The organism is Microvirga flocculans ATCC BAA-817, from assembly GCF_000518665.1.
In the GTDB taxonomy this organism is placed as follows: domain Bacteria; phylum Pseudomonadota; class Alphaproteobacteria; order Rhizobiales; family Beijerinckiaceae; genus Microvirga; species Microvirga flocculans.
Map to the genome: position 1 here is coordinate 140,113 of NZ_JAEA01000011.1, position 16,995 is coordinate 157,107.

The 16,995-nt window shown below is 65.3% G+C and carries 16 protein-coding genes and 2 tRNA genes; 7 read left to right on the top strand and 11 right to left on the bottom strand.

The features are described from left to right. Position 1: 1 nt before the first annotated feature. Positions 2-2,278: a CDC48 family AAA ATPase gene (locus L879_RS0113955; RefSeq protein WP_027316653.1), complete on the top strand. Its 2,277-nt coding sequence runs from the start codon at positions 2-4 to the stop codon at positions 2,276-2,278. 62 nt (positions 2,279-2,340) lie between these two features. Here the strand turns inward: L879_RS0113955 and L879_RS23275 are convergent, their stop codons facing one another. Then, positions 2,341-2,817, bottom strand: coding sequence for a hypothetical protein (locus tag L879_RS23275; protein ID WP_084021024.1), 477 nt, complete (start codon positions 2,815-2,817; stop codon positions 2,341-2,343). A gap of 354 nt (positions 2,818-3,171) precedes the next feature. Between L879_RS23275 and L879_RS21705 the strand changes: the two genes are divergently transcribed. The 3 genes from L879_RS21705 to L879_RS0113970 all read left to right on the top strand — a co-directional run bounded on the left by L879_RS21705 (position 3,172) and on the right by L879_RS0113970 (position 5,420). Next, positions 3,172-3,723, top strand: a complete 552-nt coding sequence (locus tag L879_RS21705; RefSeq protein ID WP_051435316.1) for a DUF1697 domain-containing protein — start codon at positions 3,172-3,174, stop codon at positions 3,721-3,723. Positions 3,724-3,904: 181 nt separating this feature from the next. Next, positions 3,905-4,852: an alpha/beta fold hydrolase gene (locus tag L879_RS21710; protein ID WP_210163825.1), complete on the top strand. Its 948-nt coding sequence runs from the start codon at positions 3,905-3,907 to the stop codon at positions 4,850-4,852. Between the two features lies 1 nt (position 4,853). Beyond that, the gene (locus tag L879_RS0113970; protein WP_027316654.1) at positions 4,854-5,420 is read left to right on the top strand and encodes a TetR/AcrR family transcriptional regulator; all 567 of its coding nucleotides are present in this window, start codon (positions 4,854-4,856) and stop codon (positions 5,418-5,420) included. A 25-nt stretch (positions 5,421-5,445) separates the two neighbouring features. Here L879_RS0113970 and L879_RS0113975 read toward each other — a convergent pair whose 3' ends face one another. The 8 genes from L879_RS0113975 to argE form a co-directional block, all read right to left on the bottom strand. Further along, positions 5,446-6,336: a DMT family transporter gene (locus L879_RS0113975; RefSeq protein ID WP_027316655.1), complete on the bottom strand. Its 891-nt coding sequence runs from the start codon at positions 6,334-6,336 to the stop codon at positions 5,446-5,448. Beyond that, positions 6,333-7,271: a bifunctional helix-turn-helix transcriptional regulator/GNAT family N-acetyltransferase gene (locus L879_RS0113980; protein ID WP_027316656.1), complete on the bottom strand. Its 939-nt coding sequence runs from the start codon at positions 7,269-7,271 to the stop codon at positions 6,333-6,335. The genes L879_RS0113975 and L879_RS0113980 overlap by 4 nt, the downstream gene beginning before the upstream one ends. A gap of 73 nt (positions 7,272-7,344) precedes the next feature. Then, positions 7,345-8,349, bottom strand: coding sequence for an ABC transporter ATP-binding protein (locus tag L879_RS0113985; RefSeq protein ID WP_027316657.1), 1,005 nt, complete (start codon positions 8,347-8,349; stop codon positions 7,345-7,347). Continuing rightward, complete coding sequence (locus tag L879_RS0113990) at positions 8,346-9,338, bottom strand: ABC transporter ATP-binding protein (protein ID WP_027316658.1); 993 nt, start codon at positions 9,336-9,338, stop codon at positions 8,346-8,348. The genes L879_RS0113985 and L879_RS0113990 overlap by 4 nt, the downstream gene beginning before the upstream one ends. A gap of 14 nt (positions 9,339-9,352) precedes the next feature. Next, positions 9,353-10,303, bottom strand: a complete 951-nt coding sequence (locus L879_RS0113995; protein WP_027316659.1) for an ABC transporter permease — start codon at positions 10,301-10,303, stop codon at positions 9,353-9,355. Between the two features lie 10 nt (positions 10,304-10,313). Beyond that, positions 10,314-11,294 (bottom strand): ABC transporter permease, encoded by a 981-nt coding sequence (locus L879_RS0114000; RefSeq protein ID WP_027316660.1) that lies wholly within the window; start codon positions 11,292-11,294, stop codon positions 10,314-10,316. Between the two features lie 101 nt (positions 11,295-11,395). Further along, positions 11,396-12,994, bottom strand: coding sequence for an ABC transporter substrate-binding protein (locus L879_RS0114005; RefSeq protein ID WP_027316661.1), 1,599 nt, complete (start codon positions 12,992-12,994; stop codon positions 11,396-11,398). A 154-nt stretch (positions 12,995-13,148) separates the two neighbouring features. Beyond that, a complete protein-coding gene (argE, locus tag L879_RS0114010; RefSeq protein ID WP_084021034.1) occupies positions 13,149-14,303 on the bottom strand; it encodes an acetylornithine deacetylase in 1,155 nt (384 codons plus the stop codon). A 137-nt stretch (positions 14,304-14,440) separates the two neighbouring features. Here argE and L879_RS0114015 point away from each other — a divergent pair, with 137 nt between their 5' ends. From L879_RS0114015 to L879_RS0114025, 3 genes are all read left to right on the top strand, one after another. After that, a complete protein-coding gene (locus L879_RS0114015) occupies positions 14,441-14,836 on the top strand; it encodes a RidA family protein (protein ID WP_027316663.1) in 396 nt (131 codons plus the stop codon). Next, positions 14,833-15,792, top strand: a complete 960-nt coding sequence (locus L879_RS0114020; protein ID WP_027316664.1) for a threonine ammonia-lyase — start codon at positions 14,833-14,835, stop codon at positions 15,790-15,792. The genes L879_RS0114015 and L879_RS0114020 overlap by 4 nt, the downstream gene beginning before the upstream one ends. Before the next feature lie 132 nt (positions 15,793-15,924). Beyond that, positions 15,925-16,002, top strand: a tRNA-Pro gene (locus L879_RS0114025). Between the two features lie 347 nt (positions 16,003-16,349). On the opposite strand, the gene L879_RS0114030 is transcribed toward L879_RS0114025, so the two are convergent. Then, positions 16,350-16,425 (bottom strand) — tRNA-Val (locus L879_RS0114030). A 149-nt stretch (positions 16,426-16,574) separates the two neighbouring features. Then, positions 16,575-16,853 (bottom strand): HU family DNA-binding protein, encoded by a 279-nt coding sequence (locus L879_RS0114035; RefSeq protein WP_027316665.1) that lies wholly within the window; start codon positions 16,851-16,853, stop codon positions 16,575-16,577. Positions 16,854-16,995 lie beyond the last annotated feature (142 nt).

Genomic DNA, 16,995 nt, shown 5'->3' on the forward strand with positions numbered 1-16,995 from the left:
CATGGCAGACGATGGGCAGAGCGTACGCCTTCAGGTCGCCAATGCCCGTCCGGACGATTCCGGCCGCGGCATCGCACGGGTGAGCCGGCAGGCCCTGGCCGATATCGGCATCCAGGAAGGTCAGGCCATAGAAATCGTCGGCAAGCGTCACACCACCGCGATTGCCGTCACCCCCTATGCCGAGGACGAAGGGCTCACCATCATCCGCCTCGACGGCCTGCAGCGCGTCAATGCCGGCGTAGGCAGCGGCGATCATGTGGAGGTGAAACGGGCGGAGGTCCGCCCCGCGACCCGCGTCGTGCTGGCGCCCGCCCAGAAGGGTCTGCGGCTTCAGGGCTCGGGCGAAGCCCTGAAGCGCACCTTCTATCAGCGACCGCTCACGGCCGGAGACGTGATTTCCACCTCCGTGTACTCGCCCCGCGCCACGGACCGAAGATACCCGGAAGAACTGCGCGGCCTTCTCAACATCCCGGCCTACGGCCTCCAGGAAATCCGCCTCGTGGTCGTCTCGACGCAGCCGCGCGGCATCGTGCATGTGACCGCCGAGACCGAGATCGAGCTGCGCCCGCAATTCGAGGAACCGCGCGAGGCCCGCCGCGCCGACGTGACCTACGACGATATCGGCGGCCTGGGCAGCACGGTGGATCAGGTGCGCGAAATGGTAGAGCTGCCTCTGCGCCATCCCGAGCTTTTCCAGCGCCTCGGCATCGATCCTCCCAAGGGCGTACTGCTCTACGGCCCTCCCGGAACCGGCAAGACCCGGCTGGCACGCGCCGTCGCGAATGAGACGGAGGCGCAGTTCTTCCATATTGCCGGCCCCGAGATCATGGGCAGCCATTACGGCGAATCCGAGCAGCGCCTGAGGCAGGTGTTTCAAGAGGCTCAGCAGAACGCGCCTGCGATCATCTTCATCGACGAGATCGACAGCATCGCGCCCAAGCGCGAAGAGGTGACGGGCGAGGTCGAACGGCGCATCGTGGCGCAGCTTCTCACCCTCATGGACGGGCTGGAGCCGCGCCAGAACATCGTAGTGATCGGCGCGACGAACCGGCGCGAGGCCATCGACGAGGCCCTGCGCCGTCCGGGCCGCTTCGACCGCGAGATCGTGATCGGCGTGCCGGACGAGCCGGGCCGCCGGGAAATTCTCGCCATCCACACCCGCGGCATGCCGCTTGCGGAGGATGTCGATCTCGACGAGATCGCCCGCACCACCTACGGCTTCGTCGGCGCCGATCTGGCGGCCCTGTCGCGCGAGGCGGCCATGGACTCCCTGCGCCGCATCCTGCCCGAGGTCAACCTGAGGGACGGGATTCCGGCCAATGTGATCGAAAGCCTGCAGGTGACCCGGCAGGATTTTCACAACGCGATGAAGCGCGTCCAGCCCTCCGCCCTGCGCGAGATCATGATCCAGGTACCTAATGTCACCTGGGACGACATCGGCGGCGTCGAGGAAGCGCGCACCCGCCTGCGGGAGGGTGTGGAACTTCCGCTCAAGAGCCCGGAATCCTTCCGCCGCCTGGGCATCCGCCCGGCCAAGGGCTTCCTCCTCTTCGGGCCGCCCGGCACCGGCAAGACGCTTCTGGCGAAGGCCGTCGCCCGCGAGTCGCAGGCCAATTTCGTAGCCACGAAATCCTCCGACCTTCTTTCGAAATGGTATGGCGAATCCGAGCAGCAGGTATCGCGGCTCTTCGCCCGCGCCAGACAGGTCGCACCGACAATCGTGTTCATCGACGAGATCGATTCCCTGGCGCCCATTCGCGGCGGCGGGCTCGGCGAGCCCGCCGTGACGGAGCGTGTGGTGAACACGCTCCTCGCCGAAATGGACGGCCTTGAGGAATTGCAGGGCGTCGTCGTGATGGCGGCGACCAACAGGCCCAACCTCATCGACCCTGCCCTCCTTCGCCCAGGCCGCTTCGACGAGCTGATCTATGTACCCGTTCCCGATGCCCAGGGCCGCCGGCATATTCTCGGCATTCACACCAAGACCATGCCCCTGGGTCCGGACGTGGACCTGGATGTGGTCGCCGAGCGCACGACCCGCTTCACGGGCGCCGATCTCGAGGACCTCACCCGGCGCGCGGGCCTCCTCGCCCTGCGCGAGACGCTTGAGGCCCAGCATGTGACCATGGCGCATTTCGAGCAGGCCCTGCGCGAGACACGGCCCTCCGTCACGCCCGAAATGGAGCGGGAATACGAGGACATGGTCCGCACCCTGAAGCAGGAAGGGCCGCAGCGCCAGCCCATCGGCTTCCTGCCGATCAGGCAGGCAGCGGAGTAAGGTGCGGCACAACGAAAAGCGCGGCTCTAAGGACCCGCGCTCTTTATGAAACGTCTTCGAGATTACCGCGCGCAGGCAATCGGGACGCGTGCTCCCGAACCGGGTTCGATTACGGTCCGGCAAGGAACGCCGTTGATCCAGCGGATCTCGTGAGGAGCCGCATAGGGGAAGGGAGACGCAGGCGTACCTGAGGCCGGGACGCCCATGACAGGTCCCATCGGAGCGGGCCCCATCGGAGCGGGCCTGATGCTGCCCGTGGTGACTACGTCGCCGGGCATACGCGCCATCGGACCGGCGGGGGCCATCGGCGCGTTTACACCGGCGACAGGGCCTGCACAGGCCACCGCAACCCGCGCACCCGAGCCGGGTTCATAAACGGTGCGGCACGGAACGCCGTTGATCCAGCGGATCTCATGGGGAGCCGCATAGGGGAACGGAGAATCCGGCGTTCCGGAAACGGGGGCCGGCTGCGCGATGGCCGCACCAATGCCGCCAAGCACCACGAAACCGGCGCCGGCAAGAATTGCCAACCTCTTCATCGTTCATCTCCTCTGGTTCACTGGGACATGGCCGGAAGCCATGAAGGACATGGACTCAACGCATCGACAGGGAATGGTTTCCCTCGGCATTCGCAGCGCACAGAGTTGTGATTGTCGCACTGCGAAAGGACCGAGCTGCCTTGCTGATCTCCTCATGGACGACTCTTTCCGGCCAAGCTGGACGCAATGGGAACGGATTTCGCATCGTAGCCAGCAACATCCGTCACCTTTCCGGGCGGCCTGCCCTCCCGTTCCCACGCGAGAGGTTTTGCGTGGAACGGACCGCAGCATGTGTGGACTTCTCAAGAGGCTGCCGCGAGGATGCGGCTTTGAACCGATCCGGGTTTCGTCTCGATGTCCATCAAGATCGTCCTGATGCGCAGCATCGTCATCGGCGGCCAGCGTGTGAAGATGAGCGACGCACGCGCTCTGGTCGAACGGGTCGGCGGAACGGATGTGCGGTCGATCATCGCGACAGGCAATCTGCTGTTCCGCTCGAGCGAGACGCCCCGTGCCTTGGAAGGCGCGCTCGAAGCGGCCTGCGAGAGCTTTTATGGACGCCCGACGGAAATGGTGGTGAAGACTGCCGAGCAATGGCGATCCCTCCTGGCCGCCAATCCTTTTCCCGAAGAAGCGAAGAAGGCCCCGTCACGGCTTCTGGTCTGGGCGATGCGCAGCCCTCTGCCGGACAATGGGCTGGAACAGATGCGACGGCGCGCGCATGGCGAGGAACGGATCGCGAGAACGCCGGACGGGGATTTCTATGTCTGGTTCGGCGAGGGCAAGATCTCGGACTCGAAGATCCCCGCAGGCTTCTCCCTCAAGGCGCTCGGTGCGGTCGGCACCAATCGGAACTGGAACACGGCCCTCAAGATCGCCCAGGCGCTCGAGGCGATGAACGGCTGAGCGTCCTCCGGACCTGGCCTGGCAGGACCGATCTCAACGCCGCCTGCGGTCTCTCCGCTGTGCATCGAGGCTTCGAGCCACGCCGCTAGGCCTCTCAAGGATAGGCCAGGGGTCCCTTGCCTCGGCTCAAAACTAATGATATTAGTTTTTAAACTAATTTAATTAGATAGAGCTTCAAACGATGCGCACGCGACATGCCTCCGTCAGAATGGCCGCCCAGGCCGCACTCGTCGGCACCGCCTTCCTTTCCAGCCTCGCGGCCTCCGCCCCCGCCAGAGGCGAAGACCGGACGGGCCTTGCGGCTGCCACAGGGTCTCCGCGCTTCCTCCAGCGTCCCGATGGCCGGTTGGCCTATGACGACGTCGGGGCTGGCCCGCTGGTCGTGATGGTGCCCGGCCTGGGAGACCTTCGCGCCGAGTACCGCTATCTGGCCCCCAGGCTCGTGCAAGCCGGCTATCGCGTCGTAACCCTCGATCTTCGCGGGCACGGACAGTCCAGCGTCGGCTGGCCGGACTACACCTCGGCGGCCCTCGGCAGCGATGTGGTCGCGCTGGTCCGGCACCTCGATGCCGGCCCCGCCCATTTGGTCGGCACCTCGATGGGGGCGGCGGCCGTGGCCTGGGCGGCGGCGGAGGCGCCGGATCAGGTCGGCAGCCTTGCCCTGATCGGTCCTTTCGTCCGCGACATACCCCCTGCCTCGGCTTTCAAGGCGGCGTTGCAGCAGGCCATGCTCAGGATCGGATTTGCCGGTCCCTGGGCTGCCCGTGCCTGGGGCATGGCGTACGGATCGTTCTATGCGATGAAGCCGGCAGATTTCGCCCCCTACAAGGACGCGCTGGTGGCAAACCTGAGGGAGCCCGGCAGGCTCGATGCCGTGAAGGGCATGATCTTCGCCAGCAAGAGCGACGTCGAGGCGCGTCTGCCGGAGGTGCAGAGCCCGACCCTGGTCATCATGGGCGAAGCCGATCCGGATTTCGCGGACCCGCGCGGCGAGGCCGAGACGGTCGCCCGCCTCCTGCGCGGCGCCGTTCACATGGTGCCCGGCGCTGGTCACTACCCGCATGTCGAGGCTCCCGACCTCGTCGCGCCCGCCCTCCTGCAATTCCTTCGCGGACAGGGAAGAGCCTGACATGCCCCGGATCGGACTGGACGCCCGAGCCGTCATCGACGCTGCGGCGGAGCTGGCGGACGCGGAAGGGCTGGACGCCGTCACCCTGGCGAGCCTGGCGAAGCGCCTGCGCGTGAAGCCCCCCTCCCTCTACAACCATCTCGATGGATTGGAAGGCGTCCGCCGCGCGCTGGCCCTGCGGGCGCTGCGGGAGATCGACGCGCGCATCACGCGGGCCGCCGTCGGGCTGGCCAAGGACGAAGCCCTCATCGCCATCGCCGCCGCGTTCCGCACGTTCGCCCGTGAACATCCGGGCCTTTACACCGCCTCCCTGCGGGCTCCGGACCGGGGCGATGACGAACTCGCTGCGGCGGGCAACGAGATCGTCGCCGTCGTCGCCTCCGTGCTCGCGGGCTATGGCCTGGGCAACGAGGATGCTCTGCACGCGACGCGCGGCCTGCGCGCGATCATCCACGGTTTCGCCTCCCTCGAAGCCGCGGGGGCCTTTGGCCTTCCGCTGGATCTGGACGAATCCTTCAGGCGGCTCCTGCGCGCGTTCATCGCAGGCCTCCAACCCCGAGACGGCTGACGCGCGGGCTCCGCCTTACCCAAGTCTAGCCCCCCTCGGCGGAGGCGGTTCTGGTCGCAAGCCATAATCCGCTTACGACTCCCGCTAGTCCGATGAACACCCCTGCCGTGAGAGGCTCGTCGAGAACGAGGGCGCCGAGCAACGCCGCGGTGATGGGGCTGAGCGAGAGGAACACCGTGACCCGCGTCGGCGTGGCGTGCTTGAGAGCCCAGAGCCACAGAACGTAGCCGACGCCGCTTGACAGGCCGATGAAGACGACGGCCAGCCATCCCTGCTTCCCGAGATGGGGAGGATTCGTAAAGAGTCCTTCCGCGCCAGCGAGGCCTGACAGGAAGACGACCGAGGCCAGCATGGCCCAGAAGCCCACGGGCAGCGTCGGATAGCGGACGAGATAGGGCCGGTAGAGCACGGAACAGGCAGCGCCGCAGAGGGCCGCGGCGAGAACCAGGAGCGCCCCCATCCCCTCGCCTGCCGAGCTTTCCGTGATCAGCCGCTCACCCAGCGCAATCGCGACCCCGACGACCGTCAGAACCACGCCGATCGCCTTGCGTCCGCTCAAGCGTTCGCGCCCGAGAGCCGCCGCGATGACCATGGTCATGAGCGGGAAGGTCGAGAACAGCAGCGCGGCGCGCGTGGACGAAATGAATTGAACCCCGAGATTCAGGAGCGCGATGAGGATGCCGAACTGGACGATGCCAAGCCCCATGACGACGAGAAGATCGCGGGGCGCGAACCGCGTTCGCGCGCTCATGATGAGAGGCGGAACGAGACAGAGAACGGCAATCGCATAGCGCAGGAAAGCCAGGGAGGCGGGGCCGATCTCGTGGACGACGAACCGGGTCGCCACAAGCGCCGCCCCGACCTGCACGCCGGTCGCCGCGGCGGCCATCAGGGCAAGCGCTTGCGTGCGCCTCACAGGTCGAGATCCCAGGTCTGCCCCACGAGATCCCTCCCGAAGGAATGATGGGCCTCTTCCTTCACCAGCCGGAACCCGGCCGCCCGATAGATCCTGCAGGCCGCCACGAGCACGTCGTTGGTCCAGAGAGTCAGCCGCTTGTAGCCCTTGGCTCTCGCAAAACCGATGCACTCGTCGACGAGCCTGCGCCCGATGCCGAGCCCTCTCGCGGAAGGCTCCACATAGAGCAGCCGGAGCCTGGCGACGTCGTCGGATTGGCGCACCAGAAAGACGCTGCCGACGATCTCGCCCTCGCGCTCCGCGATCCAGCAGCGCTCGCGCTTCTGATCGAAGGTCTTGACGAAGGCGGCGGCGATTTCCGCCACCAGCGCCTCGAAGGTTTCGTCCCAGCCATATTCCTGCGCATAAAGAACGCCCTGCCGGTGCGCGATCCAGCCGATATCGCCCACTTGGTACGGACGCAGGATGTAAGGAACCTTCGGTTCCGTCGCAGCGCCGAGGAGACGCTCGACAATCTGCATGGCACGGACCAGCTGCTGCCTTTCCCCGGCAGAAAGATCCGACAGCATCGCGCCGACCTGAGCCGCGGAGGCATCGTTCAGCGGCGCGAAAGCGGCGCGACCGGCATCGGTGAGCGACAGAAGAACCTGGCGCCTGTCTCCTTCAAGGGGGGTGCGCTCGATGAGGCCCCTCGCGGAGAAGCGTTTCATCAGACGGCTGAGATAGCCGGCGTCGAGCCCCAGTTCCCGCCCCAGATCGGAGGCGGTGACGGAGACGCGATGAGCCAGCTCGTACAGGACGCGAGCCTCCGTAAGCGAGAACTCGCTCTCCAGCAGGCCCTCGCTCAAGAGACCGATCTGGCGGGTGTAGAAGCGGTTGAAGCGGCGGACGTGTTCGATCTGATCGTCCGTGGGCAGCTGCGGCATGTGAGACATGAGCGCCTCCTCCGCCGAAAAGAGTCAGCCAGATTGTTGACTAAGTCAACAATCTGGCTGGACCATCTCCAGCCTAGGCCGCGGCGTCCACCGAAAGGCGGCCTTCATGGATGGCATGGCACGCCACGCCTCCCAGGAGCGGCGGAATCTCGGCCCGGCAGCGATCGTTGGCGAACGGACAGCGCGGGTTGAAGGTACAGCCGGACGGCGGGCTGATCGGGTTCGGGATTTCGCCCTGCACCGGGATCCGCTGGCGGCCGGTCATCCCCACATCCGGCACCGCATCGAGAAGCATCCGGGTATAGGGATGCTTGGGATGCGAGAAGAGTTCGCGCCCGTTGGAGATCTCGACGATGCGGCCGAGATACATTACGCCGATGCGGCTCGCCATATGGCGCACCACGGCGAGGTTGTGGCTGATGAACAGGTAGGTCAGGCCGAGGCGATCCTGCAGGTCCCGCATGAGGTTCAGGATCTGCGCCTGAACGGACACGTCGAGCGCCGAGGTCGGCTCGTCGCAGACGATGAACTCCGCATTCGAGGCGAGCGCGCGGGCAATCGCGATGCGCTGGCGCTGGCCGCCGGAGAACTCGTGCGGATATTTCTTGCCGTCCGCCGGATGAAGACCGACCAGGGACAGGAGCTCCCCGACCCGCGCGGCGATCTCCGCCTCGCTTCGCATCAGCTGGAAGGCCCGGATCGGCTCGGCCACGATCCGGTCCACCTGCCAGCGCGGGTTGAGGCTGGCATAGGGATCCTGGAAGATCATCTGGATGCGCCGCCTCAGGCGCTGGCGTTCGGCGGCGGCGGCCTGGCTCGACATGGAGATGCCGTCGATCACGACCTCGCCGCCCGTCGGCGGCAGCAGGCCCACCACCATGCGCGCCACCGTTGACTTCCCCGAGCCGGATTCGCCGACGAGCGCGAAGGTCTCGCCCTTGGCGATGGTGAAGGAAACGCCGTCGACCGCCTTCAGAAACTGCCTCTCACCCCCCTCCAGCACCCGGTTGAGCCAGGGCTTCGATACGTCGAACACACGGCGCAGGTCTTTGACTTCGACAAAGGAACGCTCGGTCACGCGGCGGCCTCCGTGCGGACGGGGGATTGATCGTAGAGATGGCAGGCCACGCGGTGCCCGTTATGCGCGATGGGCTCCGGCCGCTCGACCCGGCAGCGCTCGAACACATAGGGGCAGCGCGGATTGAACGGACAGCCTGGCGGGATGGCCGACAGGCGCGGCATGGATCCCGGGATCTGCACGAGGCGCTCCGTGTCGGCTTCGAGCGAGGGGATCGCCCCCATCAGGCCCTTGGCATAGGGATGAAGCGGATTCTGCACCACGTCCCGCACCGGCCCGATCTCCGCGATGCGGCCCGCATACATCACCGCCACGCGGTCGGCCGTTTCGGCGATCACGCCCATGTCGTGCGTGACGAGCATGATCGCCGTGCCGTGCTCGCGGCCGAGGCGCTTCAACAGCGCGATGATCTGAGCCTGCACCGACACGTCGAGCGCGGTGGTCGGCTCGTCGGCGATGATGAGCTCGGGCTCCGCGCAGAGAGCAAGAGCGATCACGACGCGCTGGCGCATTCCGCCCGAGAACTCGTGCGGGTAGCTGTCGATGCGCTTGTCGGGCGCGGGAATGCCGACCTCCGCCAGAAGGTCGATGGCGCGCTTGCGCGCCGCCGAGGCGGACAGGTTTGTGTGGGTGCGGATCGTCTCGATGAGCTGCTCGCTGACCCGGTAGAGCGGATTGAGGCTGGTCAGCGGATCCTGGAAGATCATGCCGATGCGCTTGCCGCGCACCTTGCGCATCTCCTCCGGCGGCAGGTTGTCGATGCGAAGCCCCGAGAGCAGGATCTCGCCCCCAGCGATGCGCCCCGGCGGATCGATGAGGCCGATCACGGCGGAGCCTGTTACCGACTTGCCGGCACCGGATTCGCCCACGACGCCGAGCACCTCCCCCTTGCCGATGTCGAAGGAGATCCCGTCGATGGCCTTGAGGATGCCGCGCCGGGTGACGAACTCGACGCGCAGGTCGCGGACGGAGAGAACGGGTTGAGCCATGGATAGTCCCTCTCTCACCGCAGCTTCGGATTGAGCGCGTCGCGCAGCCAATCCCCCAGGAGATTGATGGAAAGGACCAGCAGCGCCAGCGCGATGCCGGGGAAGGCCACGATCCACCACTCGCCGGAGAACAGGTAGTTGTTGCCGATGCGGATGAGCGTGCCGAGGGACGGCATGGTCTCCGGCATGCCGGTGCCGAGGAAGGACAGCGTCGCCTCGGTGATGATGGCGAGCGCGAGGTTGATGGTGGCGATGACCAGCACGGGGCCAAGCACGTTGGGAAGCACGTGCCGGACCATGATGACCGGCGCGGGAAGGCCGATGAGCCGGGCGGCGGCGATGTAGTCCTTGTTCTTCTCCACCATCACGGAGCCGCGCACGGTGCGCGCGTACTGCACCCAGAAGCTCAGGCCGATGGAAAAGACGAGAACCGAGAGCGTCGTCACCCCGTCGAGCTGACCGCCGAGTACGGATTTCACCACTCCGTCCACGAGAAGCGCGATGAGGATGGCCGGAAAGGTCAGCTGCACGTCGGCGATGCGCATGATGACGGCATCGACCGTGCCGCCCAGATAGCCGGCGACGAGGCCGAGCCCGATGCCCAGCGTCGCCGAGAAGGCTACGCCGAGAAAGCCGACGGCGAGCGAGATGCGCAGGCCATAGAGAATGGCCGAGAGGATGTCGCGTCCCTGTTCGTCCGTGCCGAGCAGGAAAGGCATCTGCCCTTCCGCATCCCAGACGGGTGGCAGGCGGCTGTTCATGAGCTCCAGCTGCGCGGGATCGAAGGGATCCTGCGGTGCGAGGAATCCTGCGAGCACGGCGGCGGCCATCAAGGCCACCGTCAGGACGGCCGCCGCCATGGTGAGCTTCGAGCGCTTGAAGCTCGCCCACACGTCGCTGTCGAGGAACCGGGCCAGCAAGGAGGCCGGCTGAGGCGCGGGTGCCGTTTGCGTTGCTTCTGCCATCGCTCCCTCCTCAGGCCGGCTGCCGGATGGTCGTTCTCAGGCGGGGATCGACGACCGTGTAGAGGATGTCGACGGCGAGATTGATTGCCACGAAGATCAGCGCGACCAGCATCAGGTAGGCCGCCATGATCGGGATATCGACGTTCTGCACGGCCTGGACGAAGAGCAGGCCCATGCCGGGCCACTGGAAGACCGTCTCCGTGATGATCGCGAAGGCGATCACCGAGCCCAGCTGCAGGCCCACGATGGTGATGACCGGCACGAGCGTGTTCTTGAGCGCGTGCCCGAAATGGATCGCCCGGGTCGTCAGCCCCCTCGCCCGCGCGAACTTGATGTAATCGGTGCGCAGCACCTCCAGCATCTCGGCCCGGACGATGCGCATGATCAGCGTCATCTGGAACAGGCCCAGGGTGATGGAGGGCATGATGAGCGCCTTGAGGCCCGACCCGGTGAGAAGTCCCGTCGACCACCAGCCGAGCCGCACGGTGTCGCCGCGGCCGTAGGACGGGAGCCAGCCCAGGGTGACGGAGAAAAGATAGATCAACAGAATGCCGATCAGGAAGGTCGGCAGCGAAATGCCCACGAGCGAGATCGTCTGGAACACCTTCGCCATGAAGCTGTCCCGCTTCAGGCCCGAATAGACGCCCATCAGAACGCCGAAACCGGTCGCGAAGAGCGTGGCGCAGAGGGCGAGCTCCAGGGTCGCCGGCATGCGCTCCGCCAGAAGATCCGATACGGGCTGCCGAAACTGGTAGGAGACGCCGAAATCGCCTTGCGCGGCTTTTGCCAGATAGCGCACGAACTGCACGGGCACCGGATCGTCGAGGCCGAGCGAGCGGCGCACCTGCTCCCGCTCCGCCGCGGGCGTATCGAGGGAAACGATCTGGTTCACCGGATCGCCGGCGAAGCGGAACATGGCAAAGGAAATGATACCGACGGCCAGAAGAACACCGATGGCCTGGAGGGCACGTCGGATGATGAAAGCAAACATGAGCAATCTCTGGATCGCTGCGTCCCAGGAGTCGTGTCCAGGGACCATCGAATGAAGGGTCCCGGGCAGAGTCCTGCCCGGGACGAGCGATCGGGCGCGGATTATTCCTTCTTCTGCGCCCAGTAGAGAAGCACCGAGTTGTCGGCGCGCTGCGGCATCGTCACCTTGTTCGAGACGCCCCAGGCCAGAGCCTGCTGGTGCAGCGGGATGTAGCCGTACTCGTCGACCGTGATCTGGAAGGCTTCCTTGATCATCTGGTCGCGCTTCTCCTTGTTGCTTTCGACCAGGATCTTGTCGGTCAGCTCGTCATGCTTCTTGTTGCAGAAGTTGCCGAGGTTCGACTCGCCGCGCGAGGATTGTGGATTGTCGCGGCAGCCTTCGATGTCGTGCAGCACGTTGTGGCTGTCGAAGGTGCCCGGCGTCCAGCCCAGAAGGTAGAACGAGGTGTTGTAGTTGCCGGACTTCAGCACCTTGGCGAAATACTGCGCCTTGGGCTGCGCCATCAGGTTCACCTTGATGCCAGCGCGGGCGAGCATGCCGACGACAGCCTGGCAGATCGCCTCGTCGTTCACGTAGCGATCGTTCGGGCAGTCCATGCCGACCTCGAAGCCGTTGGGATAGCCGGCATCGGCAAGAAGCTTCTTCGCCTCCTCGACGTCGTATTTCGGACGCACGAAATCCTTTGCATAGGTGAAGAGCTGCGGCGCGATCATCAGGGCCGAGGGCGTCGACATGCCGCGCATGACGCGGGACTTGATGGTCTCGATGTCGATGGCCTTGTAGAAGGCCTCGCGCACCCGTTTGTCCTTGAAGGGGTTCTTGCCCTTCACGTTCGAGAACAGAAGCTCGTCGCGGGTCTGGTCGAAGCCGAGGAAGATAGTGCGCAGCTCGGGACCGGCCAGCACCTTCGCATTGGCGCTGCTGTTGACGCGCTGGACGTCCTGCAGCGGAACCGGCTCGATCACGTCCACTTCGCCGGAGAGCAGCGCTGCGACGCGGGTCGCATCGGAGGCGATCGGCGTGAAGACGATTTCGTCGAGGTTGTGCTCGACCTTGCCCCACCAATCCTTGTTGGGCTTGAAGACGGTCTTCACGCCGGGCTGGTGGCTCTCGATCTTGAACGGGCCGGTGCCGTTGGCGTTCAGCGCCGCGTAGCTGGGCGTCGTCGCGGCGGCCGGGGTGGGTGCCGCGGCGTTGTTCGCCTCAGCCCATTCCTTGTCCATGATGTACCAGGTATCCCACTGGGCATTCATGATCGGGTTGGGCGATTTCAGCTTCACGTCGAGCGTGTAGTCATCGACCTTCACGAATTCGGCGCCGCTGGGAACGCGGGTCTGGAAGTTGGAGCCCTGCGCCCGCACCCGGTTCGCCGAGAAGATCACGTCGTCGGCGGTGAACGGGTTGCCGTTGTGAAACTTCACGTTCTTGCGCAGATAGATGCGCCAGGTCAGGCCGTCCGGGCTGATTTCCCAGCGCTCGGCGAGGCCGGGCTCGATGGCGAGATCCCTGCCGCGCTTGGTCAGGCCTTCATAGACATGGCCGAGATGGGCGTTGGTGGTCGTCTCGTTGAGGGTGTAGGGATCGAGCGACTTCAGGTCGCCCTGGTTGGCATAGCGGAGGGTGACGGCCATCGCCGGCAGGGCGGCGCCGGCCAAGAGCGTCGCAACCGTTGCGGCCAGAAACTTCGAACGCATCGTCATCTTTTGTCTTTCTCCTCTGGAAGTCCCGCGTCTTTGCGCGATGTTGTTCTTCTCGGAAGGCCGGATTCTTGCCGTGTCCTTTCCGCCGGGCATGAAGTTAGGCAGGAAAGTGGCCGACGGTCTAGCCCCCGTTCTCAACCTTGTTGCCCATGGATCAGGCACAAAGCCCCTCGACGATGCGGCGCAACACGCGCTCCCCCGCCTCCAGCTCGCCGATTTCGATGTACTCGTCCGGCTGATGGGCCTGGGCGATATCCCCCGGCCCGCAGACCACGGTCGACCAGCCGACCCGCTGGAACAGACCGGCCTCGGTGCCATAGGCGACCACATGGGTGCCGTTGTCGCCCGTGACCCTGCGCATCAGGTGCTCGGCGGCTCCATCGGTCTCGGGCCGCAGCCCCGGAACCTCGGCGATCAGTTCGACGGAAACGCCGGTCTCCGGAGCGATCGCCTTCATCCGCGGCTCGATCACGTCGCGGATATAGGCCCGGTAGCGATCCAGGTAGTCGTGCGGGCTCTCGGTCGGGATCGCCCGGATGTCGCTGAAGAACCATGCGGAGGACGACACCACGTTCGCCGCATTGCCCCCGGCCATCATGCCGCAATGCAATGTGGTGTAGGGCGGCTCGAACGGGTCGGCCGGATCGGCCCGGCGGCGGTTTTCCTCCATCACGTCCTCGTGCCAGGCGATGAGGCGCGCGGCGTTCATCACGGCGCTCACGCCCCGGTCGATCCGGCTCGAATGCACGGCATGGCCCGTGACCTCGGTGCGCAGCTGGACGGAGGCCTTGTGCCCCGTCACCACCGCATGGCGCGTCGGCTCGCCCACGATCACAGCGGCGGGCGTCGGAATCGATCGCGCCATGGCCTGCACCATGGATGGCGCACCCCGGCAGGCGATTTCCTCGTCGTAGGAGAGAGCGATGTGGATCGGCCGCTTGAGCGGAGCCCGCACCATATCGGGCACCAGTGCCAGGACGAGCGCGTCGAAGCCCTTCATGTCTGTTGCGCCGCGTCCGTAGAGACGGCCGTTCTTCTCCGTCAGCGTCCACGGATCGGTCGTCCAGTTCTGCCCGTCCACCGGAACCACATCGGTATGGCCCGAAAACACGACGCCCCCCTCCACCTGCGGACCGATGCTCGCATAGAGATTGGCCTTGTCGCCCTCGGGGCTCATGACGAGCGTGCTTTCGACGCCATGAGCGTTCAGCCAGTCGCGGCAGAACGCGATGATGTCGAGATTGCTGCTTGTCGAAACACTCGGGAAGGCAACAAGACGCGCGAGCATTTCGCGGGAGGACAGGGACATGGAAGGCATCTCCTTGCGGTGAGAGGCCTCAGCATCCGATCCTATCGAGAGCGCGGTCAAGCTGGATTTATCGGCCTCGAGCGAAACCTTGCCTGTTGACGAGGCGGGCTTGCCGCCGCCATGATCCCCCACCTGCCATGACACGTTTCTCCATTCACACCCCCAATGCCGCTCCGCCAGCTGGCCCCTATTCCCAGGCCATCCGGGCCGGGGATCTCGTCTTCGTCTCGGGCCAGTTGCCGCTCGATCCCGAGGGTTTCCTCGTGGGAGCTGGCGACATCAGAGCGCAGACCCGGCAGGTCTTCGCCAATATCGAGGCCATCCTGCGCGCTGCCGGATCGTCGCTCGACCGCGTGGTCAAGACGACGGTGTTTCTCACCAATCTCGACGACTTTGCAGGCATGAACGACGTTTACGCCTCGGTCTTCAAGCAGCCCTACCCCGCGCGCTCGACCGTCGAGACCGGCCGGCTTCCCGGCGGCATGCTCCTCGAAGTCGAATGCGTCGCACAAGTTGAACGGACCGCCCCATGACCACCTTCGACGTGACGCTCTCCGACATCGAATCCGCGCGCAGCCGCATCGCCGGACGCGTGAGGCGGACACCGGCTTTTGAGAGCCGCGAGGTGTCCGCGCGGCTCGGCCGCCGCACGGCCTTGAAGATGGAGGCGCTGCAACTTGCAGGCTCCTTCAAGGTGCGCGGCGTCTTCAACAAGGTCATGACCTTGAGCGAAGAGGACCGCCGCCGCGGGCTCGTCACCGTGTCGGGCGGCAATCATGCCATCGCGGTCGCGTGGGTCGCGGGCACGCTCGGGCTCGACGCTCTCGTGCTGATGCCGAAGGTGACGCCCCGGTTCAACATCGACCTGACGACGAAATACGGCGCACGGGTGGAACTCTGCGACGACGCCGCCGAAGCCTTCGCCAAGGCCGAAGCCTATCAGAGCGAAGGCCGCCTCTTCGTGCACCCTTACGACGATCCGGCGATCATCGCAGGCCATGGAACGCTCGGGCTCGAATTCCTGGAGGACATCCCGGACCTCACCCATGTCTTCGTCTCCATCGGCGGCGGCGGCTTCATGTCGGGCGTGGCGAGCGCCCTGAAGGCGAAGAAGCCCTCCCTCACCGTCTACGGCGTCGAAACCGTGGGCGCACAGACCATGACGGAGGCCCTGAAGGCCGGCGAGCCCGTGACGATCCGTGCGACCTCCATCGCCCGCACGCTGGGCGCGCCCTTCGCCACGCACAGGACGATCGCCGCCGTCAGGCTCTTCCTGAAGGAGATCCTCCTCGTGGAGGACGAGCCGGTCATCAAGGACGTGAGCTGGCTCCTGCAGAACGAAAAGCTGCTCTGCGAGCCGGCGGCCGCCTGCGTCCTCACCGCAGCCGAAACGGTGGCGTCCTCCCTGCCGCCTGACAGCGTCGTCGGCCTCGTGCTCTGCGGCTCCAATCTGTCGCTCGGGGACCTGGACGCCTGGCGCAAAGCGTGAGGGCATGGGAGCCCCGCTTCCCTCGCCCGGATCATGGCCAGACAAGCCATCGGGCGCGTTTTGACGACTTTCCCTGCGAAAGTGCATTTCAGGGGTTGCACACCGGAACCGCCGGAGCTAATTGACACAAGTCGGAGCGTAGCGCAGCCCGGTTAGCGCACTAGTCTGGGGGACTAGGGGTCGTGGGTTCAAATCCCGCCGCTCCGACCATTCTTCTTCAAAAGCCTGGATCGTGTTTCCTTTCGCAGCGGATATCCCCGGAAGGCTTGCCGAAAGATCCTACGCACCCGCTCAATCTCTTTCTCACATCATCGCCCCGCCCTGGCGGCGTCCTGCGGCTTTGCCTGTATTCAGGCATAAAAAATCCCGCCCCATTTGACGCTGGAGCGGGATTTGAAGTCTCAGGAGCAATCCTTGGAGGGATGTTCTCCAAACCCGTGATCGGGCCGAAAGGTTGCAGGCTGCGGCTTTCGATCCCAGGGATGACGAAGCCATGCCGCATCCAAGCTATGGCAGCTTGCGGCCAAGGTCGCCATGTCCGTTCATTTCAGGAGGAATGGTGGGCGGTGAGGGACTCGAACCCCCGACCTGCGGTGTGTAAAACCGAAGCTCTACCAACTGAGCTAACCGCCCGCTCGGGCCTGACATAAAAAGAGAAGGCCAACAACGCAAGCGTCGTCGGCCCTCTTTGCTAAAGCATCGGACCCAAAAGTGGAACCCACCCCGGTATCGATCCGATGCGCCTATCCGCGGATGTACCCGCGAATGTCGCCAAAAAGCGATTACTTCGCGTTGACGGCGTCCTTCAGGCCCGCGCCGGCGCGGAACTTCGGGGTCTTGGAAGCGGGAACCTTCACCTTCTCGCCGGTGCGCGGGTTGCGCGCCTCGCCGGCGGCACGGTTGGTCACCACGAAAGTGCCGAAACCGACGATCTTCACCTCGTCGCCCTTCTTGAGGGCGCCCGTGATCGCCTCGATGGCGGCGTCGATCGCCTCACCAGCCTGGCCACGAGAAAGACCGACCTTGTCGGCGACGGCAGCAACGAGCTCGCCTTTGTTCATCTTATATCCTCCAGTGATCACGGCGGCCGCAAAAAAGAAATGGTCCACCGTTTCAGGGACAACCCGTTTGGCGCAAAGCTTATCGGTAAGCAAGTCCCGAAGTGGCTGATTTCAGCCGTTTTTCCGTAGTTTTCATCAAAAA

Coding starts and splice junctions, on each gene's coding strand:
- L879_RS0113955 (WP_027316653.1), top strand. CDS start 2: ATGGCAGACGATGGGCAGAGCGTACGCCTTCAGGTCGCCAATGCCCGT.
- L879_RS23275 (WP_084021024.1), bottom strand. CDS start 2,817: ATGAAGAGGTTGGCAATTCTTGCCGGCGCCGGTTTCGTGGTGCTTGGC.
- L879_RS21705 (WP_051435316.1), top strand. CDS start 3,172: ATGTCCATCAAGATCGTCCTGATGCGCAGCATCGTCATCGGCGGCCAG.
- L879_RS21710 (WP_210163825.1), top strand. CDS start 3,905: ATGCGCACGCGACATGCCTCCGTCAGAATGGCCGCCCAGGCCGCACTC.
- L879_RS0113970 (WP_027316654.1), top strand. CDS start 4,854: ATGCCCCGGATCGGACTGGACGCCCGAGCCGTCATCGACGCTGCGGCG.
- L879_RS0113980 (WP_027316656.1), bottom strand. CDS start 7,271: ATGTCTCACATGCCGCAGCTGCCCACGGACGATCAGATCGAACACGTC.
- L879_RS0113990 (WP_027316658.1), bottom strand. CDS start 9,338: ATGGCTCAACCCGTTCTCTCCGTCCGCGACCTGCGCGTCGAGTTCGTC.
- L879_RS0113995 (WP_027316659.1), bottom strand. CDS start 10,303: ATGGCAGAAGCAACGCAAACGGCACCCGCGCCTCAGCCGGCCTCCTTG.
- L879_RS0114000 (WP_027316660.1), bottom strand. CDS start 11,294: ATGTTTGCTTTCATCATCCGACGTGCCCTCCAGGCCATCGGTGTTCTT.
- L879_RS0114005 (WP_027316661.1), bottom strand. CDS start 12,994: ATGACGATGCGTTCGAAGTTTCTGGCCGCAACGGTTGCGACGCTCTTG.
- argE (WP_084021034.1), bottom strand. CDS start 14,303: ATGTCCCTGTCCTCCCGCGAAATGCTCGCGCGTCTTGTTGCCTTCCCG.
- L879_RS0114015 (WP_027316663.1), top strand. CDS start 14,441: ATGACACGTTTCTCCATTCACACCCCCAATGCCGCTCCGCCAGCTGGC.
- L879_RS0114020 (WP_027316664.1), top strand. CDS start 14,833: ATGACCACCTTCGACGTGACGCTCTCCGACATCGAATCCGCGCGCAGC.
- L879_RS0114035 (WP_027316665.1), bottom strand. CDS start 16,853: ATGAACAAAGGCGAGCTCGTTGCTGCCGTCGCCGACAAGGTCGGTCTT.